A 22,206-nucleotide genomic window follows, 5' to 3' on the forward strand; every position below is an offset into this window, starting at 1 on the left:
GTTGGGCCGGTCGCCAACCCGAATCCCGGCCGGCCGCCATCAGGATCCCGGCCGTCACCCACCGGTATCCGGCCGTCAGCCTAATCCCGGAGCCTGGCGACGGCTCCGATGGTGGCGGAGCACGTAGGCGCAGCCGAGCCCCGCAGCGAGCGTCGCCACCGCGATGCCATAAAGCCAGACCGTGCCCTGCAGATCGCCGATCACCAATCCGTATTCGCCCCGTGGAATGGCAAGCAGACCAGCCACCAGATAGGCGGCAAATCCGCTGACCGCGCTCAGCCAGCCAGACCTCCCCCACAGCCCGATGAACAGGCTCAGGGAGAGGACCAGCAGCAGAGCCGCCGCGGCGCCCCACGGGAGCAGCAGATCCCCCGCCAGCAGGACGTGGCCATGCAGCGCGGTACCCAGCAGACCGCCCACGATGCCGGCAGCAACGGCTGCGACGGACCTGCGCAGGAGGGAGGGCGCTGTGCGCAGCGGCGGGGTCGTCCGATCGGTCCCGCCCGTTCCGCCGACGGCGGGCGGGTCACCGTCCGGGGCCACGGCGGGCGGGGCACCGTCCGGGGCGAGGCCAGACAATGTCCGATCCCCGTCCGCCACCCCGAAGATCTGGAACGTCTCCACCCCTGAAATGTCCTTCCAGGCGCCGTCGGACAGCGCATAACGGCTGCCGTCCACGGTTACCTGCGTCCGGTGCGCCGACATCGCCGCGCGCTTGGCCATAAAGTCCCCGTGCACCTCAATCAGTGCCGCGTTCCCCTCAACCGGGCGTTCCGGACGGTCGCTGAGGATCGTGTACACCGCGGGCACGCGCCAGGCACGGCCCTCCACGGGGCTTCCAGCCGGGCCCTCCACGGGGCTTCCGGCCGGTTCAGCAGTCGGGTCAGCAGTCGGGTCACGTGGCCCCACGATGGCAGCGTCGTTGTCCGGGCGCGGGTATCCGGCGTGGGATCCGCCCGGGAGCCGGCCGCGGCCATCCTCCGCCGCGGCCAGCTGCACGGCGCGGACGGTCAGCTCGTGGGTGCGGATGTGGTCCGGGTGGCCGTAGCCGCCATCCCCGGCATACGTGATGACAGCGTGCGGACGAAGCGTACGGATGAGCTGTGCCGCATGGCCGGCCACCTCGTCGAGCGGAGCCCGAGAGAGCGAACCGGGGAGTACCGTTTCGGCGGCCCGGGCGCGGCCGTCAGAGCCCCAGGACATCCCCGAGTCGCGGTAGACCATGTCCGGGCCCGGACCGGCGTTCGCAGGTCCCTGACCCAGCCAGAAATTCCGCTGCACCCCCAGCGCCCGGAGGGCTGCGGCGAGCTCACGCGTGCGCACGGCGGCCAGCCCGTCGCCGTCGTCGGTATTTCCCGGCTGAGCTACTTCCAAATGCCGCAGCTCTGCCGGAATGACCTCGCCCAGCTCGCCGCGGGTGCACGTCAGCAGCGCCACCTCGGCCCCCTGCGCGGCATACAGTGCCATGGTGGCGCCGGTGACCAAAGTTTCATCATCCGGGTGCGCGTGTACGAAAAGCAGCCGGAATCCGGTTGCTCCCGTTAACGGCAGCAACCCACCCCTAGACTTGTCGGGGGCGGGTTGCTGTTGAGTCATATCTCTATTTTGCCGGACTTTTCAGAGCCGGCTCACGCGGTGCTGCTATGACTTGGCGCGGCTGCGGTATGCCTTGGCGCGTTCGCTGGCATCCAGGATGAGCTTACGAATCCGGATGGTCTCGGGCGTAACCTCGACGCACTCGTCTTCGCGGGAGAATTCCAAGGATTCCTCCAGCGTCAGGTTGCGCGGCGGAGTCAGGTTTTCGAACGTATCCGAGGAAGCTGCACGCATGTTGGTGAGCTTCTTTTCCTTGGTGATGTTCACGTCCATGTCATCGGCGCGGGAGTTCTCGCCGACGATCATGCCTTCGTACACCTCGGTGGTGGGCTGGACGAAGAAGGACCCGCGCTCCTGGAGATTGATCATGGCGAACGGTGTGACGACGCCGGAACGGTCCGCGATCATGGAGCCATTCGTGCGGTACTCGATCGGGCCGTGCCACGGCTCGTAGCCCTCGGCAATGGAGGCCGCGATGCCGGCACCGCGGGTATCCGTCAGGAATCGCGTGCGGAATCCGATCAGGCCACGGGCGGGGACGATGAATTCCATCCGGACCCAGCCGGTGCCGTGGTTGGCCATGTTGGTCATCCGACCCTTGCGGGCTGCCATCAGCTGGGTCACGTTGCCCAGGTATTCTTCCGGCACGTCGATGGTCATGTGGTCCATCGGCTCATGGATCTTGCCGTCGATGGTCCGGGTGACCACCTGCGGCTTGCCAACGGTCAGCTCGAAGCCCTCGCGGCGCATCTGCTCCACGAGGATGGCCAGCGCCAGCTCGCCGCGGCCCTGGACTTCCCAGGCGTCGGGACGCTCGGTGGGGAGCACCTGCAGGGAAACGTTACCGATCAGTTCTTTGTCCAGTCGGTCCTTTACCTGGCGGGCGGTGACCTTGTGGCCCTTGACGCGGCCGGCCAGCGGTGAGGTGTTGATGCCGATAGTCATGGAGATGGCCGGATCGTCCACCTTGATCAGCGGCAGCGGCTGCGGGTTGTCCGGGTCGGTCAGCGTCTCACCGATGGTGATGTCTTCAATACCGGCGACGGCGACGATCTCGCCGGGGCCAGCGGACTCGACCGAGACACGCTCGAGTGCCTTGGTGGCGAGCAGCTCGGTGATCTTGACGTTCTTCAACTCACCATCATGGCGCGCCCAGGCAACGATCTGGCCCTTGCGCAGGGTGCCGTTGTAGATGCGCAGCAGCGCCAAACGCCCCAGGAACGGCGAGGCGTCCAAGTTCGTCACATGCGCCTGCAGAACCCCCTCGGGGTCGTACGTGGGGGCGGGGATGTGGTCGAGGATGGTCTTGAACAGCGGTTCCAGGTCATCGTTATTGGGCACGCTGCCGTTTTCGGGCTGATCAAGCGACGCGGCACCCACCTTGGCGGCGGCGTACACGACGGGGACGTTCAGAACTGCATCCAGGTCCAGGTCGGGAACCTCGTCCGCAAGGTCGGATGCCAGACCCAGCAGCAGGTCCATGGATTCGTGCACGACCTCGTCAATACGGGAGTCGGGCCGGTCCGTCTTATTCACCAGCAGGATCACCGGCAGCTTCGCGGCCAAGGCCTTGCGGAGCACAAAGCGGGTCTGCGGCAGCGGGCCCTCGGACGCGTCCACCAGCAGGACGACGCCGTCAACCATGGACAGGCCGCGCTCCACCTCGCCACCGAAGTCGGCGTGGCCGGGGGTGTCAATGACGCTGATCGTGATGGTCTCGCCGTTGGAGGACGGACCGTTGTAGGCAACGGTGGTGTTTTTGGCCAGAATCGTGATGCCTTTTTCACGTTCGAGGTCGCCGGAGTCCATGACTCGTTCCGCCACGTTGCCGTGGGCAGCAAACGAATGGGTCTGCTTCAGCATGGCATCCACCAAGGTGGTCTTGCCATGGTCAACGTGCGCCACGATGGCGACGTTCCGCAGATCATTTCGTGAGGCTAGTTTGGCGGTGGTTTCAGACATGCGATAAGGCTCGATTCAGTATGTTCCCGGCGGAGGACCCGTAGGCCATCACGGTGTTAGACCCAGATATCTCAGCACTACACGCGGACATCTGGTGGCCCTCAAAATGGGCACATGTGTTTATTCTACTGGGTGGAGCAATCAATGGCCTAAATTAAGCGTTCCCGCCGGCACAGGCAGACCGCCTTTGAGGGTCGGATCCGGGTTGGGGATTCCGACCCCGGTTGACCGGCGATAAGGCTGCAGGGAAGCGGACTGTAACGTTTACGCGACCATCGGATTCCGGTCCGCCAACGACTGGATTTATCGCCGTCCTTGCCGGATAGTTGCGGGAGTAACGTGCGTGAATCAGATGGAGTCAGAATGCTCAGATCGACGGCTCTGTCCCGTGCGGCCCTACCGGCATTGGTGCTCATGCTGCTCTGCGCAGGGTGCGCCCCGGTAGCCGAGGCGCCCCACGTCGCGGCAGCCGCACCCGGTGCCCAGGCCGCCGCGGTGCGGGTAACCACAACCCCCTCCATCACAGTCCCCACCACGGCGGAGACCATCCCGCCGGCACCCACCACCGACGCAGCCAGCCGGCAGCCGGATGCCACCGCGGCTCTGCCCGCAGGTGCCTTGTACCTGAATCCGGCGACCGGCCGGAAGGAAATGGTCGAACCCAATATCGGGCGCACGGCGGTGCTGATCGGCGACTCGCAGTCGGAGGGCGCCGCCGGCGTCGTCGCGAAGAACACCTGGACCAATACGGCCTTGGCCAATCTGGGCTACAACGTGGAATTCCGCGGCCGCGGCGGGACCGGGTTCGTTGCGGCCAACGGCAGGACCGGCAACTACCCGGACGCCCTGGAAAACGGCAACTGGTACCTCCCCTACGGCCAGGCCCCACTGGTGGTGATCCAGGGCGGCGGCAACGATGCTTCGCGTGGTGCCACCGACGAGCAGATCATGGCCAACGCCGCGCGGCTGCTCAAGGATCTCAAGCAGACCTACCCGGAATCGAAGTTCGTCATGATCGGCACCCTGGCCAAGGGCACCCCGTACGGCGGCGCGCGGCGCAGCCAGGTGGATGCGCTGCTGGGCACGTTCGCGACCCAAAACCACATACCGTTCGTCAGCGTCGGCGACTGGATCACCCTATACGGCGTAGGTGACAAACTGGCCGACGGCGTCCACCTCACCGCCGCGGGCCACAGGGTCCTGGCCGACGTCCTCAGCCGGCAATTGACCGCCCTCGGAGTTACGCCGCCCATCAAGGGCACCGGCGCCGTCGTCGCCCGCCTTTCAAAGGTGGGCTGAAAGCGCACCCGGCGCCCGGCCGAGCCAGCCAGCCTAGGCGCAAGCGGCGCCATCCAGCCTAGGCGCAAGCGGCGCCATCCGATCCGATGGCGCCGCTTGTTGTTGATTCTGCTGTTTTCCGGACCTGCTGTTCTTCAGAACCCGCAGTTCTTCGGTTCCGCGCTACGCAACCTCGGGCGGCAGTTCCAGCCGGGAGCCGGGGATGGCATCCAGGAGTGCACGCGTATAGCCCTGCGTGGGCGAGTTGAAGACCTCGTCCGTGGTCCCCGTTTCGACGACCCGGCCCTTCTCCATGACGCAGACGTGATCGGCGATCTGCCGTACGACGGCCAGGTCATGGGTGATGAACAGGTACGTCAGCCCCAACTCGGTCTGCAGATCCGCCAGCAGGTTCAGTATCTGCGCCTGCACCAGCACATCCAGGGCCGACACTGCTTCGTCGCAGATCACGATTTCCGGGTCAAGTGCCAGTGCCCTGGCCACCGCAACGCGCTGACGCTGGCCACCCGAAAGCTCATTCGGGAACCGCTGCATGGAGGACGCCGGGAGGGCGACCTGGTCCAGCAGCTCGCGGACCTTCGCTTCCCTGCTCTTCTTGTCCCCGATGCCGTGCACCCGCAGCGGCTCTTCGATCGTCCGGTAGATGTTGTACATCGGGTCCAAGGATCCATAGGGGTCCTGGAAGATCGGCTGCACCCGCCGGCGGAAGTTGAACAGCGACTTCTTGTCCAGCGCGGTGAGGTCGACGCCGTCGAAAATGATGTTGCCCGCCGTGGGTTTTTCCAGATTCAGCACCATTTTGGCTACCGTCGATTTGCCCGAACCAGACTCGCCCACCACCGCGAGGGTGGTTCCGCGTTTGATGTTGAAGGAGACGTCGTCCACGGCCTTGAATTCCGAGCTGCCACCCGCGCCACCGCGGAGCTTGTACACCTTGGTCAGATTTTTGACCTCGATGACGTCATCAGTCTTCGCGAGCGATGCATCCGTCTCCGGAGTCAGCACATCGCTGGATTCAAGGCCGGCCGCCTTGGCGGACTTGATCCGCTGCGACGCCAGCGACGGAGCCGAAGCGACCAGGCGCTGGGTGTAGGGGTGCCGCGGGTTACGCAGGATCTCCAGGGCCGGCCCGGATTCCACCACTCGCCCCTTGTACATCACGACGACCTTCTCGGCCCGCTCTGCAGCGAGACCAAGGTCGTGGGTGATCAGCAGAACGGCCGTTCCTAATTCAGAGGTCATGGTCGCGAGGTGGTCCAGGATCTGGCGCTGAACCGTCACGTCCAGGGCCGATGTGGGCTCGTCGGCTATCAGCAGCCGGGGGCTGCAGGAGAGCCCGATGGCGATGAGCGCACGCTGACGCATGCCGCCGGAAAACTCGTGCGGATACTGTTTGGCGCGGCGCGCGGCGTCCGGCAGACCGGCATCGGCAAGCACCTCCGCGACCTGCACGTGAATGTCTTTGCGCGCCAGATTATTCGCCTTGAGGGTTTCCTTGACCTGAAAGCCGATTTTCCACACCGGGTTCAGGTTCGACATCGGGTCCTGCGGCACCATGCCGATGGAACGGCCTCGGAGCTCGAGGATCCGCTTGCTGTCGGCCTGTGTCAGGTCCTCGCCATCAAACAGAATCCGGCCACCACTGACGTAACCGTTCTCGGGCAGGAGTCCGATGGCGGCCAACGCCGTCGTCGACTTTCCGGAGCCGGATTCGCCCACAATGGCGACGGTTTCGCCGGGCATGATCGTCAGATTCGCATTGCGGACTGCCGGAACGTCTCCGGACGCGGTGGTGAAGGTGATGGCCAGGTCCCGCAGTTCCAACAGGGGCCGCGGCCCCGTGCCATCTTGCTCGGTGATCTGCACTCGGTCTTTGCTCATCGTTTGCGTGCCTTCGGATCAAGAGCGTCACGCACGGCATCGCCGAGCATAATGAAACTCAGTACGGTAATCGACAGGGCGACGGCGGGCCACAGCAGGGTCGAGGGGTTATTGCGCAAAGACGTCTGTGCCGCAGCAATGTCATTGCCCCACGACATCACCGTCCCCGGCAGGCCGATGCCCAGGAAGGAAAGTGTCGCCTCGGCCACGATGAACACACCCAACGACACCGTCGCGATCACAATGACCGGGGACAGCGAGTTCGGGATGACGTGCGTGATCAGTGCCTTGACCCTGGACACACCCAGCGATTTGGCGGCCACCACAAAGTCGGCATTGCGGACCTCGATGACGGCACCGCGGGTGATGCGGGCGATCTGCGGCCAGCCGAGAACCACCAGTGTTGCCACCACGGTCCAGACGCTGCGGTGCTCACGGACGGCCGGCAGCGAGTTGATCACGATGGCGCCAAGGATCAGCGGCAGAGCGAAGAAGATGTCCGCCAGACGGGCCAGGACCGCGTCCAGCCACCCGCCGTAGTACCCGGCGATGGCACCGATGGTACCGCCGATAATCAGCACACCGAGGGTGGAAAACACCCCCACGGCCAGGGACGCCTGCGTGCCGTGGATTAATCGAGCATAAACGTCGCAGCCCTGCAGTGTGAAGCCGAGCGGATGGCCGCCCTCGGGGCCCGCATTGGAGTTGATCAGATCGCACTGCGTGGGGACGGTCTGCGTGAACAGACCGGGAAAGAAAGCCACTGTCAGGGTCAGGAGAATCAGCAGCGCAGAGATGATGAAAAGCGGCTGCCGGCGCAGGTTCTTCCACGCCTCGGCCCACAAGCTCAGCGGTGCTGCCTGCTCATTCAGCGAATCGGTGGCCTGCAGCGGAGTCTGTTCGATATCCGCGACAAAATGTTCTATCCGGTGGTTACTGGAGGTACTACTTATGGGGGTATTTTCAGGCATAACGAATCCTTGGGTCTAGCCAGGCGTACAGCAGGTCCACCAGCAGGTTGGCGAGGACGAACACGAGCACCAGGATGCTGACGATCGAGACAACCATCGGCCCCTCGCCCGCGAGCACCGCCCGGTACAAGGTATTGCCCACGCCCGGGACATTGAAGATCCCCTCGGTGACAATGGCCCCACCCATCAGGCCACCGAGATCCGCACCGAGAAAGGTGACAACCGGGATGAGGGAGTTGCGCAGAATATGGACCATGACGACGCGGCGCCGGGACAGTCCCTTGGCTGTGGCTGTCCGCACGTAGTCGGCGTTCATGTTTTCCAAAATGCTGGTCCGGGTCAGCCGCAGCACGTAAGCAAAGGAAACCAGGCCGAGAACAACGGCCGGCAGAGTCAGATCCGCCCAGTCAGCGGCGCTGCCGACCGTCGGTTTTGCCCAGCCGAGTTTGACGCCGACGACGAACTGCAGCACGAAGCCGAGCACAAAGGTCGGGATGGCGATGACCACCAGGGAGGCAATGAGGACGGTGCCGTCGAAGAGCTTGCCCTTGCGCAGGCCGGCGAATACTCCCGCTGTGACTCCGAAGATTGCTTCAATGGCCAGCGCCATGATGGCCAGCCGCGCAGTCACGGGAAATGCCTGGCCAATGATGGCGGCAATGGGGCGGCCGGAAAAGCTGGTGCCAAGGTTGAAGGTGAAGAGGTTCTTGATGAAGATGCCGTACTGGATGAAGAACGGCTGATCCAGATGGTATTGTGCGGTTAATTGGGCTACGACGGCCGGGCTGATGGGTTTACCACCGGACAAGGCGTCGATCGGGCTGCCGGACATCGAGAAAACCAGGTAGTAGACAATCAGTGTCGACCCGAAAAACACCGGGATGACCTGGAGCACTCGCCGGAAGATGAACCGCAGCATTACGAGATCCTTGTGGAATCGTAGTAAGTGACAGAGAGAAACATGGATACCTTTTGTGGTGAGGACTTACCGGCCCGACGATGGGGCCCGACCATCAGGTCGGGCCCCATCGATGTACGGCTGGTTTATTTGCCGGAGATGTTGTAATAGAGCGGGACACCGTTCCAGCCGAAGTCGACGCCGGTGACGTTGTTGCTCCAGCCACCCGTCTGGGCCTGGTACCACAGCGGGATCACCGGCAGATCCTTGAAGAGGATCTGCTGAGCCTCGTTGAAGATCTTGTTGCCCTCATCGGTGGACTTGGCATTCAGCCCTTCCTTCAGCTTGGCATCGAACGCAGGGTTCGAGTAGTTCCCGTCATTGGAACCTGCGCCGGTGCCGTACAGCGGGCCGAGGAAGTTGTACAGCGACGGGTAGTCGGCCTGCCAGCCGGCGCGTGAGGCTCCGGTCAGCTGCTTCTTATTGACGTCGTTGCGCAGTTCCTTGAATGTCGCGTACGGCTTGCCCTCGGCCTGGATGCCGAGCGCGTTCTTGATCTGGTTCGTCGCAGCATCAACGTATTCCTTGTTGCCGGCGCCATCCACGTTGTACGCGATGGTGAACGTCGAGTTGTCCCACGGGGTGATGGCGTTGGCCTGGTCCCACAGTTTCTTGGCCGCGCTTGCGTCGTAGGTCAGCACGTCCGCGCCGGGCACGCTGTCACTGTAGCCCTCAATAACCGGGGAGGTGAAGTCCTTGGCGACCTTCTTGGTGTTGTTGAAAATTTTGTCGATGATCAGGTTGCGGTCGATCGACTTGGAGATGGCCTGGCGGCGTAACTGGCCGGCTTCGCCCTGGAACGCCGGCAGGTAACTCGGGATAGTCAGCGTCGCGTTGCCTGCGTAGGCCTTGACGATGCTGCGGTCCCCGAGGTCCTTCTGGAAGGACTTGATACTGCTGGCGGGGATTCCATCCAGCACGTCCAGGTTGTCCGCCAGCAGGTCCTGGTAGGCCGCGTCGGCCGTGGTGTAGACCTTGAAGGTGACGCCGGCGTTCTTGGGCTTGCGCGGGCCCGTGTAATTCGGGTTCGGCACCAGATCGAGCTCGGCGTTGTGGTTCCAGGTCTTCAGCGTGTATGGCCCGTTGCCGGTCGGCTTCTCGCCGGCGGCCTTCGGGTCCGCGATCGCGGCTTCGGTCAGCGGGAAGAAGGCCGTGTAGCCAAGGCGCAGCTTCCAGTCGGACTCGGCCTGTGCCAGTTTCACCGTGAAGGTGGTGTCATCGACGACCTTCAGACCGGACATCGTTTGCGCGGTCGGCGCAGCCGTCTTGCCATCGGCGGCCATGGCGCTCACGTCTTTATAGCCCTCGATGGACTCGAAGAAATACGAGTTCAGTTGGGCGTTGGTGCTCAGCGCACCAAAGTTCCAGGCGTCAACGAAGTTTTTGGCGGTGATGGGCGAGCCGTCGCTGAACTTCTCGCCGCTCTTGATCTTGATGGTGTAGTTCTGCGAGTCGGTGGAGTCGATGGAATCGGCCATTTCGTTCACCGTCTTGCCCGAAGCGTCGTAGCTCAAAAGGCCGGAGAAGATCAGGTCCATCACGCGGCCGCCATAGACCTCGTTGGTGTTGGCCGGCAGCAGCGGGTTCTGCGGTTCCCCGCCGAACGCGGTGATGACCTTCGTCGTGTCAGCTGAAGTGTTGGTGGTGCCGGTGCTGCCGCCGCTGCAGGCCGTCATGGCCAGAGCGACCACAGTGGCGACACCGAGAGCTTTGGAAATACGCGAAAAACGCATTCCGCCTCCTATTTCTATGCGAGAGACTCCGGCATTCTTTAGTGCCGGGTTTTTGGTGCTGGGGTCGTGCACCACGGGTCTGTGGCCAGCATCACGTGGATATGAGCCTAGACCCGAATGTTTCCGATAGGAAACACTAGCGGCCCCTGGGGCATCTTGTTACCGAGATGTAACCTTGGGTTTTAGCGGGCACGAAAGCTGTCCCGGAGACTGTCGCCGCCCGGCCGGGCGCGTTGGTTCCGGCGCATCCGCTGGCTGTCCGGGTCCGGCACCGGAACCGCCGCCAGCAGACGCCGGGTGTAGTCGTCGCGCGGATTCCCAAAGACCTGTTCCCGCGGACCCTGTTCCACGATTCGGCCGCCCTGCAGGACGACGATCCGATCCGCCAGGGAGTCAGCCACGGACAGATCGTGGGTGATGAAGAGGCAGGCAAAGCCGAGTTCGCGCTGCAGCATCCGCAGCAGGTCCAGGACCTTCGCCTGGACCGAAACGTCCAGGGCGGAGGTCGGCTCATCGGCTACCAGCAGATCCGGCGATAAGCTCAGCGCTCTGGCAATTGCCACCCGCTGCTTCTGGCCCTCGGAGAGTTCGTGCGGATATCGGTTGCGGTGGCTGCGGGGCAGCTGGACCTGGTCCAGCAGCTCATCGACGCGGCGCTGCAGGCCGGCCCCGCGCGAGCCCTTGGCCAGCAGCAGTGGTTCGCCGATGGTCGCCGCGACGGGCATCCGGGGATTGAGGGAGCCCGATGGTTCCTGGAACACCATGCCGACTCTTTCCTGCAGGGCGCGCAATTCCCGGGGCCGGACGGAGTCCAGTCGCCGATCCAGCAACCGCAGCACTCCCGCCGTCACGGGCAGCAGGCCAACGGCGGCATGTCCCACCGAGGTCTTACCGGACCCAGACTCCCCCACCAGCCCCACCAGCTCGGAAGGGTAGATGGTCAGATCGATACCATCGACCGCGCGGAACGCCCCTGCGCCTCGTGCGCCGGGGTAGTCAATGCCCACTCCGGACAGCTCAAGGACAGGACGTCCGCGTCCTTCTCCCGCGCCGGCTGCGCGGCCTTCTTCGGTCGGCCCTTCCGCGCGGCAGTCTTCTGCGGGCGCGGTAGCGGGGCGCCTGCCCAGCCGCGGAACGGCTTGCAGAAGTGCCTTTGTATACTCGTGCCGCGGTGCTGAAAATATCCCGTGGGCGGTGCCGGTCTCCACGGCCACGCCGGCGCTCATCACAATGACCCGGTCGGCCAGGTCGGCCACGACACCGAGATCATGGGTGATCAGCACGATCGCCGCATCGAGGTCTGTCCGCAGCCGGCGCAGCAAATCGAGTATCTCCGCCTGCACAATCACATCCAGGGCGGTGGTTGCCTCATCCGCGATCAACAGCTTGGGTCGGCAGCACAGGGACTGCGCGATCAGGGCCCGCTGGCGCTGACCGCCGGAAAGCTGGTGCGGATAGGAGTCAAAGGTTCTTTCCGGATCCGGCAGCTCCACCGAGGCAAGCATCCGCAGCGCATCGCTGCGGGCCTGCGCCGGCGACATCGCGCTGTGCTGCCGCAGGGTCTCCACAATCTGAAAGCCCACCGTGAACACCGGGTTCAGCGCCGTCATCGGGTCCTGGAAGATCATCGCAATATCCTTACCGCGGATGCGGCGGAGCGTGCCGGGTGTGGCGTTCAATATTTCCCCGCCATTGAACCACACGCTGCCTGTCGCCCTGCCGTTCGCCGGCAGCAGTCCCAGCAGCGCCATCGAGCTGGCGGTCTTGCCCGAACCGGACTCCCCCACGATGGCCAGCACCTCGCCTGAATGCACGTGAAAGTCCAATCCGACAACCGCCGGCACCCAGTGCCGGTCGACAGCGAAATCGACCCTTAAACCGCGCACAGCAAGGACGGGGGCGCCAGCGGACTCTGCAGGGTCCGGCGGTTCAGCTGCCGACCCGGCTGATGAGGTGCCACGCCGGCCTGGCACCGGCCGCGAACCGCCGGCAGCTTCCCTGCTCCTAGCTGGAGCGGCGCTCCCGTGGCGCGGATCGAACGCATCACGCAGGCCGTCGCCGATGAAGTTGATGCACAGGCAGATCACCACAATAAACACGCCTGGCCACCAGAACAACCACGGGCGGGTGGACATGGATGACTGGTTCGCGACCACCAGCAGCCCGAGCGAGGTGTCCGGCGCCTGGACTCCGAAGCCCAGATAGCTCAGCCCCGCTTCGAGCAGGATCGCCGAAGACATCAGCAGCGTGGCATTTACAATGATCACTCCGGCGGCATTGGGCAGCAGATGCCTGGTAATGATCCGGTGGTTCGAGGCGCCCGCAAGCCGGGCGGCGTCAACGAACTCCAGCTCCCGCAGAACCAGGAACTCCGCGCGGACCAGCCTGGCCATGGAGGTCCAGATCACCAGACCTAGGAACATGCCCAGCAGCACCACGCCCAGGTTCTGCTGCAGGAAGGTGAAGACATCGTCCGAAAATGAGCGCACCACGGTGACGTTCCCGTCCGCGTCCAGCACCGTCCGCCCCGTTCCGGCATGCCCCACGAGCACACCGAGCACAGCGGCGATGACGACGCCCGGAACGACGATGACCATGTCCGTGATCCGCATCAGCAGGGCACCGATGGCGCCACTGAAGTAGCCCGCGGCCGCCCCCACCAGCACGCCGATCGCGGTGCCCATAATGCCGATGGTGACCATGACGATGATCGACAGCTGGGCTCCCCGCATCGTCATCGCGAACATGTCGCGGCCCACGCGGTCCTGCCCGAATGGATGGTCCCCGAAGTCCAGCGGAAACCGGTAGGTGGGGGCGGCATCGTTGATGATCGGCAATACCTCGTCGTAGCGGTAGTGCCACCAGCCGGGAATATCGATCACGCCCCAAAGCCTGATGCCGGCGGCGCTGAAGACCAGAAGGATGACCAGTGCGAGGGCAGTAAGTCCCGTCAGGGCCCCGACATTGCCGAAGAACCTGCGCCGGACCAGCCGTCCCGGGCTTGGACTTGGACCGAAGCCTGGGTGCCGGCCGCTGGCCTGCGGCTTCGCCGTCATGCGCCGACCTTCACCCGGGGATCCAGCGCGGCATAGACCAGGTCGGCCAACAGATTGCAGGCCAGCGCCGTGATGGCCACAACCACGAAAAACGCCATCACAGGGTTCGGATCCACCTGGCGCAGACCGTCGACGAACATTGAGCCCATTCCACGGTAAGAGAAAACACTTTCCGTGATCACCGCTCCGCCGATCAGTCCGCCGATATCAACGGCCGCGATGGTGGTCAGCGGCATGAGCGCATTCCGGAAGGCGTGCCGCAGGACGACGGTGAACTCCGGCAGGCCCTTGGCCCGTGCCGTGCGGACGTAGTCCATGTTCATGACGTCCAGCATCGAGGACCTCGCGTAGCGCGTGTAGGAGGCAATGGAGATCAGGACGAGCGCGGCGGTCGGCAGCAGAAGGTGAGTCATCCGGTCCAGGCCCGTGACCCACAGGTCCCCCTCCAAGCCCGGCGTCGCGGCACCGATGGTGGCGATCGGGCGGCCGTGGATGCGGCTGTCGGAGAAGTACACGGGCCAGGCCTGCATAAATCTGTCGATCAGAATTACCAGCCCCACCAGCAGACCCGTCAGTGACGCGGCCGTGATATTGCCCCGGCGGTCATCTCCCCCAAGCAGAAATCCGATCAGAACTGCGGCCAGAATCGTGGCCGCGGCCAGCAGCACGATCATCAGCGACGTCGCCCGATCCAGCAGGCCCTGCACTGCAAAGTAGGAGGCCACCCCCGTTGCGGCGGCGGCAAATGCGGCGTAAAGCGCCCTGGTGTTGTGCAGGCCCGCGGTCAGCGCGGTGAAGCCGAAAGCTGCACCCGCTCCGGAGAGTGCGATCGCAACGGGTCCGAGGCCGGGGGCGCTGAACCAGTCCGCGGCCGAAACGTAGGTCAAAACCGCAGCCGTCGCGGCGCCGGCCGAACCGCCCGCCACCATCCGGCGCCTGGCGCCGCCGCCGGCACCGAGAGCGGTGACCACGCAGACCACTGCGGCAATCAGCAGGACCGCGGCGGCCGGGATCCGGGGAGAACTGAGAAAGTTGTTGAAACCGATGGCGCCGTATTCCTTCAGCAGCACGGCGGCCCAGAAGACCGGCAGCGAAAAAAACAGAAAGGACAGGAACGTCACGCCGTAGTCAAGGGCGCTGCGCCGGCGCAGGGCGGTGACGATACCCAGCGTCACGCCAATGACCACGGCAAGCAGTGCGGCGGCGCTGACCAAAGACAGGGTCTGCACCATGGCCGTTCCCAATTGTTCTGTCACGGGCTGGCCCTGCAGGTTCTTGCCCAGATCGCAGGACCCGGCGAACGGAACCAGGCATCCTGCTGCCCCCCGGAGCCAGATAAAGTACCGCAGCGGCGCCGGAACGTTCAGGTGCAGCAGCTCCGTGCGCTGCGCGATGAGCTGCGGCCGGTTCGCGGACGTGCTGGACCGAAGCTCCTGCAGCGGATCCCCGGACGCAGCCGTCAGCAGGTACACGACGAAGGATGCGCCCAGCAGGATGAGCACGGCCGCGGAAACGCGCCGGACAAGATACGTCACCATGTTTACGCCCCCTGCTGTTGCATCCGCGGTTGTGGCAACCCCTCCTGACGCCGCGCTGGCCCGAGCCAGGGTGCGCTACTTACGGGCCCACTGCCAGTAGTTCCACCAGACACCGGTCTGGCCGGCCATCGGCTTGATCCCTGTGACGGCGGAGCTGTAGGCCACCACCCCGGGTGGCTGGAACAATGGCAGCCCGTAGTCGGAGGACCAAATGATCTTATCGAGCTGAATGAGCAGGTCTGCCTGTTTTCCCATGTCATCGGTGACGATCAGTTGATCCATCAGCTTGTCTGCATCGGCGTTGGAGAACTTGTTGTAGTTCGAGACGCTGCCGGAGCGGAATAGTTGCGGAATCTGGCTGACTCCGACTCCCGGACTGTTCCAGCCGAAGATGGCGGCGTCGTAGCTGCCGTCCCCCAGATGAGTGTTCCAGTCAGCCCCAAGGCCGCCGTCGACGACGTTGAAGCCTGCCTTGGCCGCCGAGTCCTTAATCAGCGTGAACGCATCGGCCCGATTGCTGTTGGCCTTGCTGTACATAATCCGCACCGTGGGCGTGGCCCCGTTGAGTAGCCTTTTGGCCCCTTCGATGTCAACATCCACGAATGCCGCCGAGCCGTTGTTCTTGATCGAATCCGCATACTTTGGCTGTGCCGGAAGGAAGACCTGGGACTCCAGTGGCTTGGCCCCCGCATCCAGTTTTTGGATGATTTTGTTGACCAGGTCCTGCCGCGGGACTGTTTTGAGGAACGCTTCACGGACGTTCTGGTCAGCAAAGACACCGGTGAAGTTAAGGTCCAGATGATCATAGGAGAGCTGGTCGAACTGATTGAAGGAAACGCCCTGACCGGCCATGGCCTTCAGCTGGACCGCGCTGTCCGCGGCGGGCTGCGGCGCGATGATGTCGGCTTCCTGGTTCTTCAGGGCGGCGACCTGCGCGGACGCGTCGGCAATGAACCGCACCATAATGCTGTCCAGGCTCGCGGCGGGTCCCCATTTATAGTCGGTGTTCCGGCTGAGCGTCAGCGACTGGTCGGGGACGATGCCGGTGACGATGTACGGACCGTTGGAGAGGAAAACCGAGGTGTCCGTGGGCATCGTTTTGGTATCAAAACCTGTGTTCCAGTATTCGGCCACCTTGCGCAGATCGGCGTTGGGCGTTACCGGCTCGTCCGGATTGCCCTTGGGCACAGTCTTCAGGAGGCTGCTCAGAGCGGCGGCGTCCTTCAGCCCGGCCTTCTGCGCCACCGCATGCGCGGGAACGTCCACCGGCGAGCCGAAGACGACTTCCCAATCGGCAAATGGTTTCGTGTACTTGAGCGTCAGGGAACGCCCATTGTCGCCGATCTCCGGCAACTCAGTCATGGCCAGTCCGGCGGTGTCCCCGCCAAATTCGAAATAGTGATTGCCCGCTAGGACATTGCCCTCTTTGTCCATCGTCGCGTCGTTGTAATAACCGGACTGGGCGGCCCAAGCCAGCATCAGGTCATTGGCATCAACGGGCGCTCCGTCGGACCACTTAACGCCGTCATTAATGGTGTATCTGATCGTCAGCGGATTGTCGGAAATTTTCTCATATTTTCCGAACTTTTCGTTCTTAACGATGTTCAGTTTGTCGTCTATGTAGTTAAATCCCGTGTGCGTTGCATAGGCGATCTTGGAGTTAATGTCCGCACTGCCGGTACCGGTGTTGGGGTTGAAGGAGTTAAACGCATTCGTTTCCGCGACCACAGCAGTCCCGCCTGACACTGCGCCGCTGGTACTCGCGCTGGTGGTCACCGGACCTGGCGCGGCCGTACATCCACTCAACACGAGCATGGTTACCGCTGCCGCCCCCACGGCCTTAGAAACACGTCCGAAACGCATTTCTCCTCCTTGTGATTCTGCTATCGCGTCGATCGGTTGGCGTGCACCCCGGGCAGCCTCGTGCCGAGCAGACACCTCGCGTCTGCCGCCTGCTGAAAGCCTAAACCGGATTCTCCGTTTGGCAGGCCCATAAGATGAAGCGCCGTGGCGTTGTTACCTAGATGTAGTGCATCCTGCCATCGTGATCGGGTAATGGACGGAATAAGAGGTCAGGACGGTGGGCTCCCGGACCGGGAGCCCACCGAAGTTATCGATTCATTCTTAGGCCCGCTGACCCGGGCCGACGAACAGTTCATGCTGTGACTTCTGGAGGAATAAGGACTCATGGCTGAGCCAAGACTGATGGGGGAACAAGGACTCATGGGTGAGCAAGGTTGGGAAAATCCCCCTGCCCCACACTGGCAGCATACCAGCGCCGCCAATCCCCATCTGTCGGAGCACCATCCGCGTCATCAGCGGGGCTGCCCATCCAAATTGTCCCGGGCTTGCAGCCTTGATAACCTGCGGCTACGCCAAAGAATATTTTGCTGCAGTCTGGTCATGCGGCGGTCTTGGACGATGTGGCGATTCTAGACGTTAAAGCGGAACTCCACCACGTCGCCGTCGGCCATCACATACTCTTTGCCTTCGATCCTGACCTTGCCGCGGGACTTGGCCTCCGCCATCGTGCCCGCCGCCATCAGATCATCGAAGCTGACCACCTCGGCCTTGATGAAACCACGCTGAAAGTCCGTATGGATGACCCCGGCGGCCTGCGGCGCCGTGTCACCCCGACGGATGGTCCAGGCGCGCGTCTCTTTGGGGCCGGCCGTCAGATAGGTCTGCAGGCCCAGCGTGTGGAAGCCGACGCGGGCCAGCTGGTCCAGCCCGGATTCCTCCTGCCCGTTCAGCTCCAGCATTTCGCGGGCCTCGGCCTCGTCCAGTTCCACCAGATCCGCTTCCAGCTTGGCGTCCAGGAAAATCGCGTCCGCGGGGGCAACCAGGGCGCGCAGCTCCGCCTGGCGTTCCGGGCTGCCCAGCACCGCGTCGTCGACGTTGAAAACGTAGATGAACGGCTTGGCCGTCAACAGGCTCAGCTCGCTCAGGTATTCCGGCTCCAGCTTGTCGCTGGCGACCGAGGAGAAAATGGTGTCGCCGCGTTCCAGTACGGTCTGCGCCTTTTGAATGGCGGCGAGCTCCGCCGGCTCGCGCTGTTTGAGCTTCACGGCCTTCTCGATACGCGGGATGGCTTTTTCGATGGTCTGCAGATCAGCGAGAATCAGCTCTGTGTTGATGGTTTCCATGTCCGAGCGGGGATCAACCTTGCCGTCAACATGCACGACGTCGGGGTCATCGAAAACGCGGATCACCTGGGCGATCGCCTCGGCTTCGCGGATGTTGGCCAGGAATTTGTTGCCCAGACCCTCGCCCTCGGAGGCGCCCTTGACGATCCCTGCGATGTCCACAAAGGACACCGTGGCCGGCAGCAGCCGCGCTGAGCTGAAGACCCCGGCGAGCTTTGCCAGCCGCGGGTCCGGGAGGCTGACGACGCCGACATTCGGTTCGATCGTCGCGAACGGATAGTTCGCCGCGAGCACGTTGTTGCGCGTCAGCGCGTTGAATAGGGTTGATTTGCCGACGTTGGGCAGTCCGACAATGCCAATAGTAAGAGCCACGGTATGCAATCCTACCGGCAGGGCCCTGGTCACGGCGCCAGTGCCGTCGCGGACACATAGATGAAGCAATTGGCGCCCATGCCGCCCGGCGGCCATGGGCGCGAGGTGCGCATGGGCGCGAAGTGCGACATCGATGCTTTCGTGAAACTGTCGGTGCGGCGTGCGAAGGTAATTACATGGATGGATTCGCGGTTTTGCTGGCAGCTTTGATGCTTCTGATCGGCCTGATGGTCGGAGCCGCCGTCGCGGCTGTGCACTTCCGCCGGCGGCTGGCAGCGTCGGAGGAGGATTTCGACGGCGTGAGCTCGCGGCTGGGGCAGGTCACCGCGGAGCTCGCGGGTGCCGACGCCGAGCGCAGGCTGCTGGGGACGGCGAACCGCGCGTTGGGTGAACGCCAGGCCACTGACGCCTCCGTGCTTAACGCCTTGGGACCGGTGGCGGAGAAACTCTCGGAGGTGCAGCGGCAGGTGGGGCTGTTGGAGCGGGACCGCGTGGAACAGTACGGTCAGCTGGCCCAGCAGCTTCGGGATGCCAAGGACGCGGATGCGCAGCTGCTGCTGACCACGACGTCACTTGCCTCCGCGCTGAGGTCCAACAGCGCGCGTGGAAAGTGGGGCGAGGTGCAGTTGCGGCGAGTAGTGGAAGCCGCCGGCATGCTGGCGCACGTGGACTTCACCGAGCAGGTCCACACGGCCACCGCGGACGGAATCAGCCGCCCGGACATGGTGGTGCGGCTGCCGGGTAATAAGGAACTGGTCCTGGACGCAAAGGTGCCGCTGTCCGCGTACCTGCAGGCACACGAAAACTCCGGGCTGTCCGGTCCCGCCAGCGGTGCGCACGGATCCGCGGCGGACACCGCCGGCGCAGCGCTCAACTCCGAGGAACTGCTCCTGCGCCATGTCAAGGCACTGAAGGCGCACGTGGATGCACTGGCGGGAAAAAGGTACTGGGAAGCGGGGGCGAACACTCCGGAGCTGGTCATCTGCTTCGTGCCTGCCGAATCGATCCTTTCGTCGGCCCTGCTGACGGATCCGGCGCTGCTGGACTATGCCATCACCCGCAATGTCGTGCTGGCCTCCCCCATCAGCCTGCTCGCCATTCTCAAAGCCGTGGCCTTCAGCTGGCGCCAGGATGTACTGACCGAGAGCGCCAAGGAACTTTTCGAGCTCTCCAGCTCCCTCTATACCCGTCTCGGCACACTTGGCGACAACGTGGGGAAACTCGGCTCTTCGCTCAAGTCCTCAGTGGACCGCTACAACGCGCTGGTGGGAACGCTGGAGGCCCGCGTGCTCCCCACCGCCCGCAAACTGAACTCGCTGGATGCGGACACGCTGGCGGCGCCGTCCCAGGTTGACGTCTCACCGCGCTCGCTCAGCGCCCCCGAACTCACGGCAGACATCCGTTAGCCCACGTAACTTCGGGTCAGCCGGCCCTGCCGCCGTCGTGCCTCAACCCCGTCAACCCAACCAGGCCGCAGCACCTGTACTCAAACCGCGGTTGGCTGCGGGTGCTGCTACCTAGTTCGACGGGCGGGTGCCTCTGCCCCCCAGGGCATGGCTGGTGTCGCCGGCGGCCTTCAGGGTGGCGCGCAGTTCCTTCGGCAGGGAGAACAACAGATCCTCTTCGGCCGTCACAATTTCCTCAACGTCCGCATAACCATAGTCAGCCAGCAGGCGCAGCACGTCCTGCACGAGGATCTCGGGCACCGATGCGCCGCTGGTGACACCCACCGTGGCGACGCCCTCGAACCAGCGCTCGTCCACCTCGTTGGCAAAGTCCACCCGGTATGAGGCCAGGGCGCCGTATTCCAAGGCAACCTCCACCAGCCGCACCGAGTTGGAGGAATTTGCCGAGCCGACGACGATCACCAGATCGGCGCGGGGGGAAATGTTTTTGATGGCCACCTGGCGGTTAGTGGTGGCGTAACAGATGTCATCGCTGGGAGGATCCTGCAGCGTGGGGAAACGTTCCTTGAGCAGCCGGACTGTTTCCATCGTCTCGTCCACGCTCAACGTCGTCTGGGACAGCCAGATGACCTTTTCCGGGTCGCGTACCTGGACTTTGTCCACCTCATGGGGGCCGTTGACGATCTGGATATGCTCGGGTGCTTCACCGGCGGTGCCCTCGACCTCTTCGTGGCCTTCATGGCCGATCAGCAGGATGTCAAAGTCGTCCTTGGCGAAGCGCACCGCTTCCCGGTGGACTTTCGTCACCAGCGGGCACGTGGCATCAATGGTGCGCAACCCGCGGTCGGCCGCGGAGGCGACGACGGCCGGCGACACACCATGCGCGGAGAAGACCACCAGTGCGCCCTCGGGAACCTCCTCGTTCTCGTCCACAAAAATGGCGCCCTTGGCCTCCAGGGTGCTGACTACGTGCACGTTGTGCACGATCTGCTTGCGCACGTAGACTGGCGGCCCGTAGTGCTCCAGGGCTTTTTCCACCGCTATGACGGCCCTGTCGACGCCGGCACAATAGCCCCGCGGGGCGGCAAGCAGAACCCGCCTGGGACCGTCGACCGGCGAGGCGGCCGCGACGTCTGAAGGCGTTCGCCGTCGGCGCGGAACAATGGGCATCGGGACAGAAACGGCGGTGCTGATCATGCTCCCATTCTACGTGGTGGCCCACAACGAGCCCTCCGCGAGGCCAAACCCTCGTCCCGTCATCGACCGTTAGCGCCGCGCCGCCGTCGACCTTAACGCCGCATCGCCGTCGACCGTTGGCGCTGCATCACTGCCCGGTCAGCGCCGCGAGAAAATGCGTCCCAGGCCACCGGCCACGACCAGCACCCCGGCCCCGGCGAGCACGATGCCGATCCACTGGCCGAAGCTGGCGATGGAAGCCATGACGAACTGCTGTTTGAAAAGTTCCGCGACGTCATTGCCGCTGGTGCTGGCCAGTACCGTCTCCACGACGCGGTCCATCGCCAGCTTCCATAGGCCAGCGACCACGGCCAGGCCGATCCCCGCGAGCAGGATGGTCGTGGAACGCCGCCGCGCAATAACCAGGGCGAGCAGCAGCGCCAGCAGCGCTCCACCGGCCAGCCAGTACCCCAGGGGAGCGAATGTGGCCAATTTGACGATGGCCGACCGCTGCTCCGGTTGGCCAACCTCGATCAGAACCTGCTCCGGCGCAGTCACCTGGCTGCCGAGTCCCGCCGCGACCTTCAGCTCCACCAGACCCAGCAGCGGGGCAGTATCCAGTGTCAACCGGTCCCGCCCGCTGACCTGCTGCCCATCCGACGGGGTGGCCGCAACGGTGAGCCGATGACTGCGGCGGAGGGTCTCCGTCCACGCGGCCGGATACCCCGGGTCCGAGCTGAGGGCGTGCGTCGCCGATTCGATGATGGGTTGAACGAACGCCAGCACTCCGGAGTCAAGCTTGAGCTGCGAGGACAATGTCTTCGCGGTCGCATCAGCGAGCGCCTTCTGGAACTTGGCATCGGAGCCCAGCGGTGCGGCCATCGCGACGAAGCCTGATTCCTGCACGACATTCCGGTCAGCCCAGATGGCCGGAACGGACACGGCCGTCAGTGCCAGGGTCAGCAGCACCATAATCGCCGCGAAAAAACTACGCATCTGTCTCCCATGAAGTGACCTGTCAGGCGATAACTGTATCTGCCGCTGCTGCAAAGGGCCGCTTTTCGACGGCGGAGAAGCCGACCGCGCCGCTGTGGAGGCGACATCGAGGTGCT

Annotated in this window: 14 protein-coding genes; 2 read left to right on the forward strand and 12 right to left on the reverse strand. The window is 64.0% G+C overall.

Translation table 11 applies throughout. The features are described 5' to 3' along the window. Positions 1-75 precede the first annotated feature (75 nt). On the reverse strand, positions 76-1,596 hold the full coding sequence (locus tag ACLLJI_RS15365) for a PIG-L family deacetylase (protein ID WP_434613952.1): 1,521 nt from the start codon (positions 1,594-1,596) through the stop codon (positions 76-78). Positions 1,597-1,641: 45 nt separating this feature from the next. Continuing rightward, the gene (gene typA, locus ACLLJI_RS15370; RefSeq protein WP_283559500.1) at positions 1,642-3,558 is read right to left on the reverse strand and encodes a translational GTPase TypA; all 1,917 of its coding nucleotides are present in this window, start codon (positions 3,556-3,558) and stop codon (positions 1,642-1,644) included. 363 nt (positions 3,559-3,921) lie between these two features. Here typA and ACLLJI_RS15375 point away from each other — a divergent pair, with 363 nt between their 5' ends. Beyond that, positions 3,922-4,857: an SGNH/GDSL hydrolase family protein gene (locus ACLLJI_RS15375; RefSeq protein WP_434613955.1), complete on the forward strand. Its 936-nt coding sequence runs from the start codon at positions 3,922-3,924 to the stop codon at positions 4,855-4,857. Positions 4,858-5,019: 162 nt separating this feature from the next. On the opposite strand, the gene ACLLJI_RS15380 is transcribed toward ACLLJI_RS15375, so the two are convergent. The 8 genes from ACLLJI_RS15380 to ychF all read right to left on the reverse strand — a co-directional run bounded on the left by ACLLJI_RS15380 (position 5,020) and on the right by ychF (position 18,512). After that, on the reverse strand, positions 5,020-6,738 hold the full coding sequence (locus ACLLJI_RS15380; RefSeq protein ID WP_434613958.1) for a dipeptide ABC transporter ATP-binding protein: 1,719 nt from the start codon (positions 6,736-6,738) through the stop codon (positions 5,020-5,022). Continuing rightward, on the reverse strand, positions 6,735-7,709 hold the full coding sequence (locus tag ACLLJI_RS15385; RefSeq protein WP_434613961.1) for an ABC transporter permease: 975 nt from the start codon (positions 7,707-7,709) through the stop codon (positions 6,735-6,737). The genes ACLLJI_RS15380 and ACLLJI_RS15385 overlap by 4 nt, the downstream gene beginning before the upstream one ends. After that, positions 7,702-8,628 carry an ABC transporter permease gene (locus ACLLJI_RS15390; RefSeq protein ID WP_283559504.1) on the reverse strand — a complete coding sequence of 309 codons (927 nt, stop codon included), beginning with the start codon at positions 8,626-8,628 and terminating at the stop codon, positions 7,702-7,704. Before ACLLJI_RS15390 ends, ACLLJI_RS15385 begins: the two co-directional genes overlap by 8 nt. A gap of 125 nt (positions 8,629-8,753) precedes the next feature. Continuing rightward, complete coding sequence (locus ACLLJI_RS15395; protein WP_434613965.1) at positions 8,754-10,400, reverse strand: peptide ABC transporter substrate-binding protein; 1,647 nt, start codon at positions 10,398-10,400, stop codon at positions 8,754-8,756. A gap of 182 nt (positions 10,401-10,582) precedes the next feature. Next, positions 10,583-13,456 (reverse strand): dipeptide ABC transporter ATP-binding protein, encoded by a 2,874-nt coding sequence (locus tag ACLLJI_RS15400; protein ID WP_434613968.1) that lies wholly within the window; start codon positions 13,454-13,456, stop codon positions 10,583-10,585. After that, positions 13,453-14,994, reverse strand: coding sequence for an ABC transporter permease (locus tag ACLLJI_RS15405; RefSeq protein WP_434613971.1), 1,542 nt, complete (start codon positions 14,992-14,994; stop codon positions 13,453-13,455). The genes ACLLJI_RS15400 and ACLLJI_RS15405 overlap by 4 nt, the downstream gene beginning before the upstream one ends. A gap of 75 nt (positions 14,995-15,069) precedes the next feature. Next, positions 15,070-16,857 (reverse strand): ABC transporter family substrate-binding protein, encoded by a 1,788-nt coding sequence (locus ACLLJI_RS15410; protein WP_434613974.1) that lies wholly within the window; start codon positions 16,855-16,857, stop codon positions 15,070-15,072. 569 nt (positions 16,858-17,426) lie between these two features. Then, positions 17,427-18,512 carry a redox-regulated ATPase YchF gene (ychF, locus tag ACLLJI_RS15415; RefSeq protein WP_434613977.1) on the reverse strand — a complete coding sequence of 362 codons (1,086 nt, stop codon included), beginning with the start codon at positions 18,510-18,512 and terminating at the stop codon, positions 17,427-17,429. Between the two features lie 176 nt (positions 18,513-18,688). Here ychF and ACLLJI_RS15420 point away from each other — a divergent pair, with 176 nt between their 5' ends. Further along, positions 18,689-19,918: a DNA recombination protein RmuC gene (locus ACLLJI_RS15420; RefSeq protein ID WP_434613980.1), complete on the forward strand. Its 1,230-nt coding sequence runs from the start codon at positions 18,689-18,691 to the stop codon at positions 19,916-19,918. Between the two features lie 111 nt (positions 19,919-20,029). Here ACLLJI_RS15420 and ACLLJI_RS15425 read toward each other — a convergent pair whose 3' ends face one another. Both ACLLJI_RS15425 and ACLLJI_RS15430 read right to left on the reverse strand, forming a co-directional pair. Next, positions 20,030-21,115: a 4-hydroxy-3-methylbut-2-enyl diphosphate reductase gene (locus ACLLJI_RS15425; RefSeq protein WP_434613983.1), complete on the reverse strand. Its 1,086-nt coding sequence runs from the start codon at positions 21,113-21,115 to the stop codon at positions 20,030-20,032. Between the two features lie 138 nt (positions 21,116-21,253). After that, positions 21,254-22,090, reverse strand: a complete 837-nt coding sequence (locus tag ACLLJI_RS15430; protein ID WP_434613986.1) for a hypothetical protein — start codon at positions 22,088-22,090, stop codon at positions 21,254-21,256. Positions 22,091-22,206: the final 116 nt, after the last annotated feature.

The sequence above is a fragment of the Arthrobacter sp. A5 genome, assembly GCF_051131705.1.
In the GTDB taxonomy this organism is placed as follows: domain Bacteria; phylum Actinomycetota; class Actinomycetes; order Actinomycetales; family Micrococcaceae; genus Arthrobacter_M.

Bases quoted from the DNA above. Each gene is read 5' to 3' on its own strand.
- ACLLJI_RS15405 (WP_434613971.1), bottom strand. From the start codon at position 14,994: ATGGTGACGTATCTTGTCCGGCGCGTTTCCGCGGCCGTGCTCATCCTG.
- ACLLJI_RS15380 (WP_434613958.1), bottom strand. From the start codon at position 6,738: ATGAGCAAAGACCGAGTGCAGATCACCGAGCAAGATGGCACGGGGCCG.
- ACLLJI_RS15400 (WP_434613968.1), bottom strand. From the start codon at position 13,456: ATGACGGCGAAGCCGCAGGCCAGCGGCCGGCACCCAGGCTTCGGTCCA.
- ACLLJI_RS15385 (WP_434613961.1), bottom strand. From the start codon at position 7,709: ATGCCTGAAAATACCCCCATAAGTAGTACCTCCAGTAACCACCGGATA.
- ACLLJI_RS15390 (WP_283559504.1), bottom strand. From the start codon at position 8,628: ATGCTGCGGTTCATCTTCCGGCGAGTGCTCCAGGTCATCCCGGTGTTT.
- ACLLJI_RS15425 (WP_434613983.1), bottom strand. From the start codon at position 21,115: ATGATCAGCACCGCCGTTTCTGTCCCGATGCCCATTGTTCCGCGCCGA.
- ACLLJI_RS15365 (WP_434613952.1), bottom strand. From the start codon at position 1,596: ATGACTCAACAGCAACCCGCCCCCGACAAGTCTAGGGGTGGGTTGCTG.
- ACLLJI_RS15395 (WP_434613965.1), bottom strand. From the start codon at position 10,400: ATGCGTTTTTCGCGTATTTCCAAAGCTCTCGGTGTCGCCACTGTGGTC.
- ACLLJI_RS15410 (WP_434613974.1), bottom strand. From the start codon at position 16,857: ATGCGTTTCGGACGTGTTTCTAAGGCCGTGGGGGCGGCAGCGGTAACC.
- ACLLJI_RS15430 (WP_434613986.1), bottom strand. From the start codon at position 22,090: ATGCGTAGTTTTTTCGCGGCGATTATGGTGCTGCTGACCCTGGCACTG.
- ACLLJI_RS15375 (WP_434613955.1), top strand. From the start codon at position 3,922: ATGCTCAGATCGACGGCTCTGTCCCGTGCGGCCCTACCGGCATTGGTG.
- ACLLJI_RS15420 (WP_434613980.1), top strand. From the start codon at position 18,689: ATGGATGGATTCGCGGTTTTGCTGGCAGCTTTGATGCTTCTGATCGGC.
- typA (WP_283559500.1), bottom strand. From the start codon at position 3,558: ATGTCTGAAACCACCGCCAAACTAGCCTCACGAAATGATCTGCGGAAC.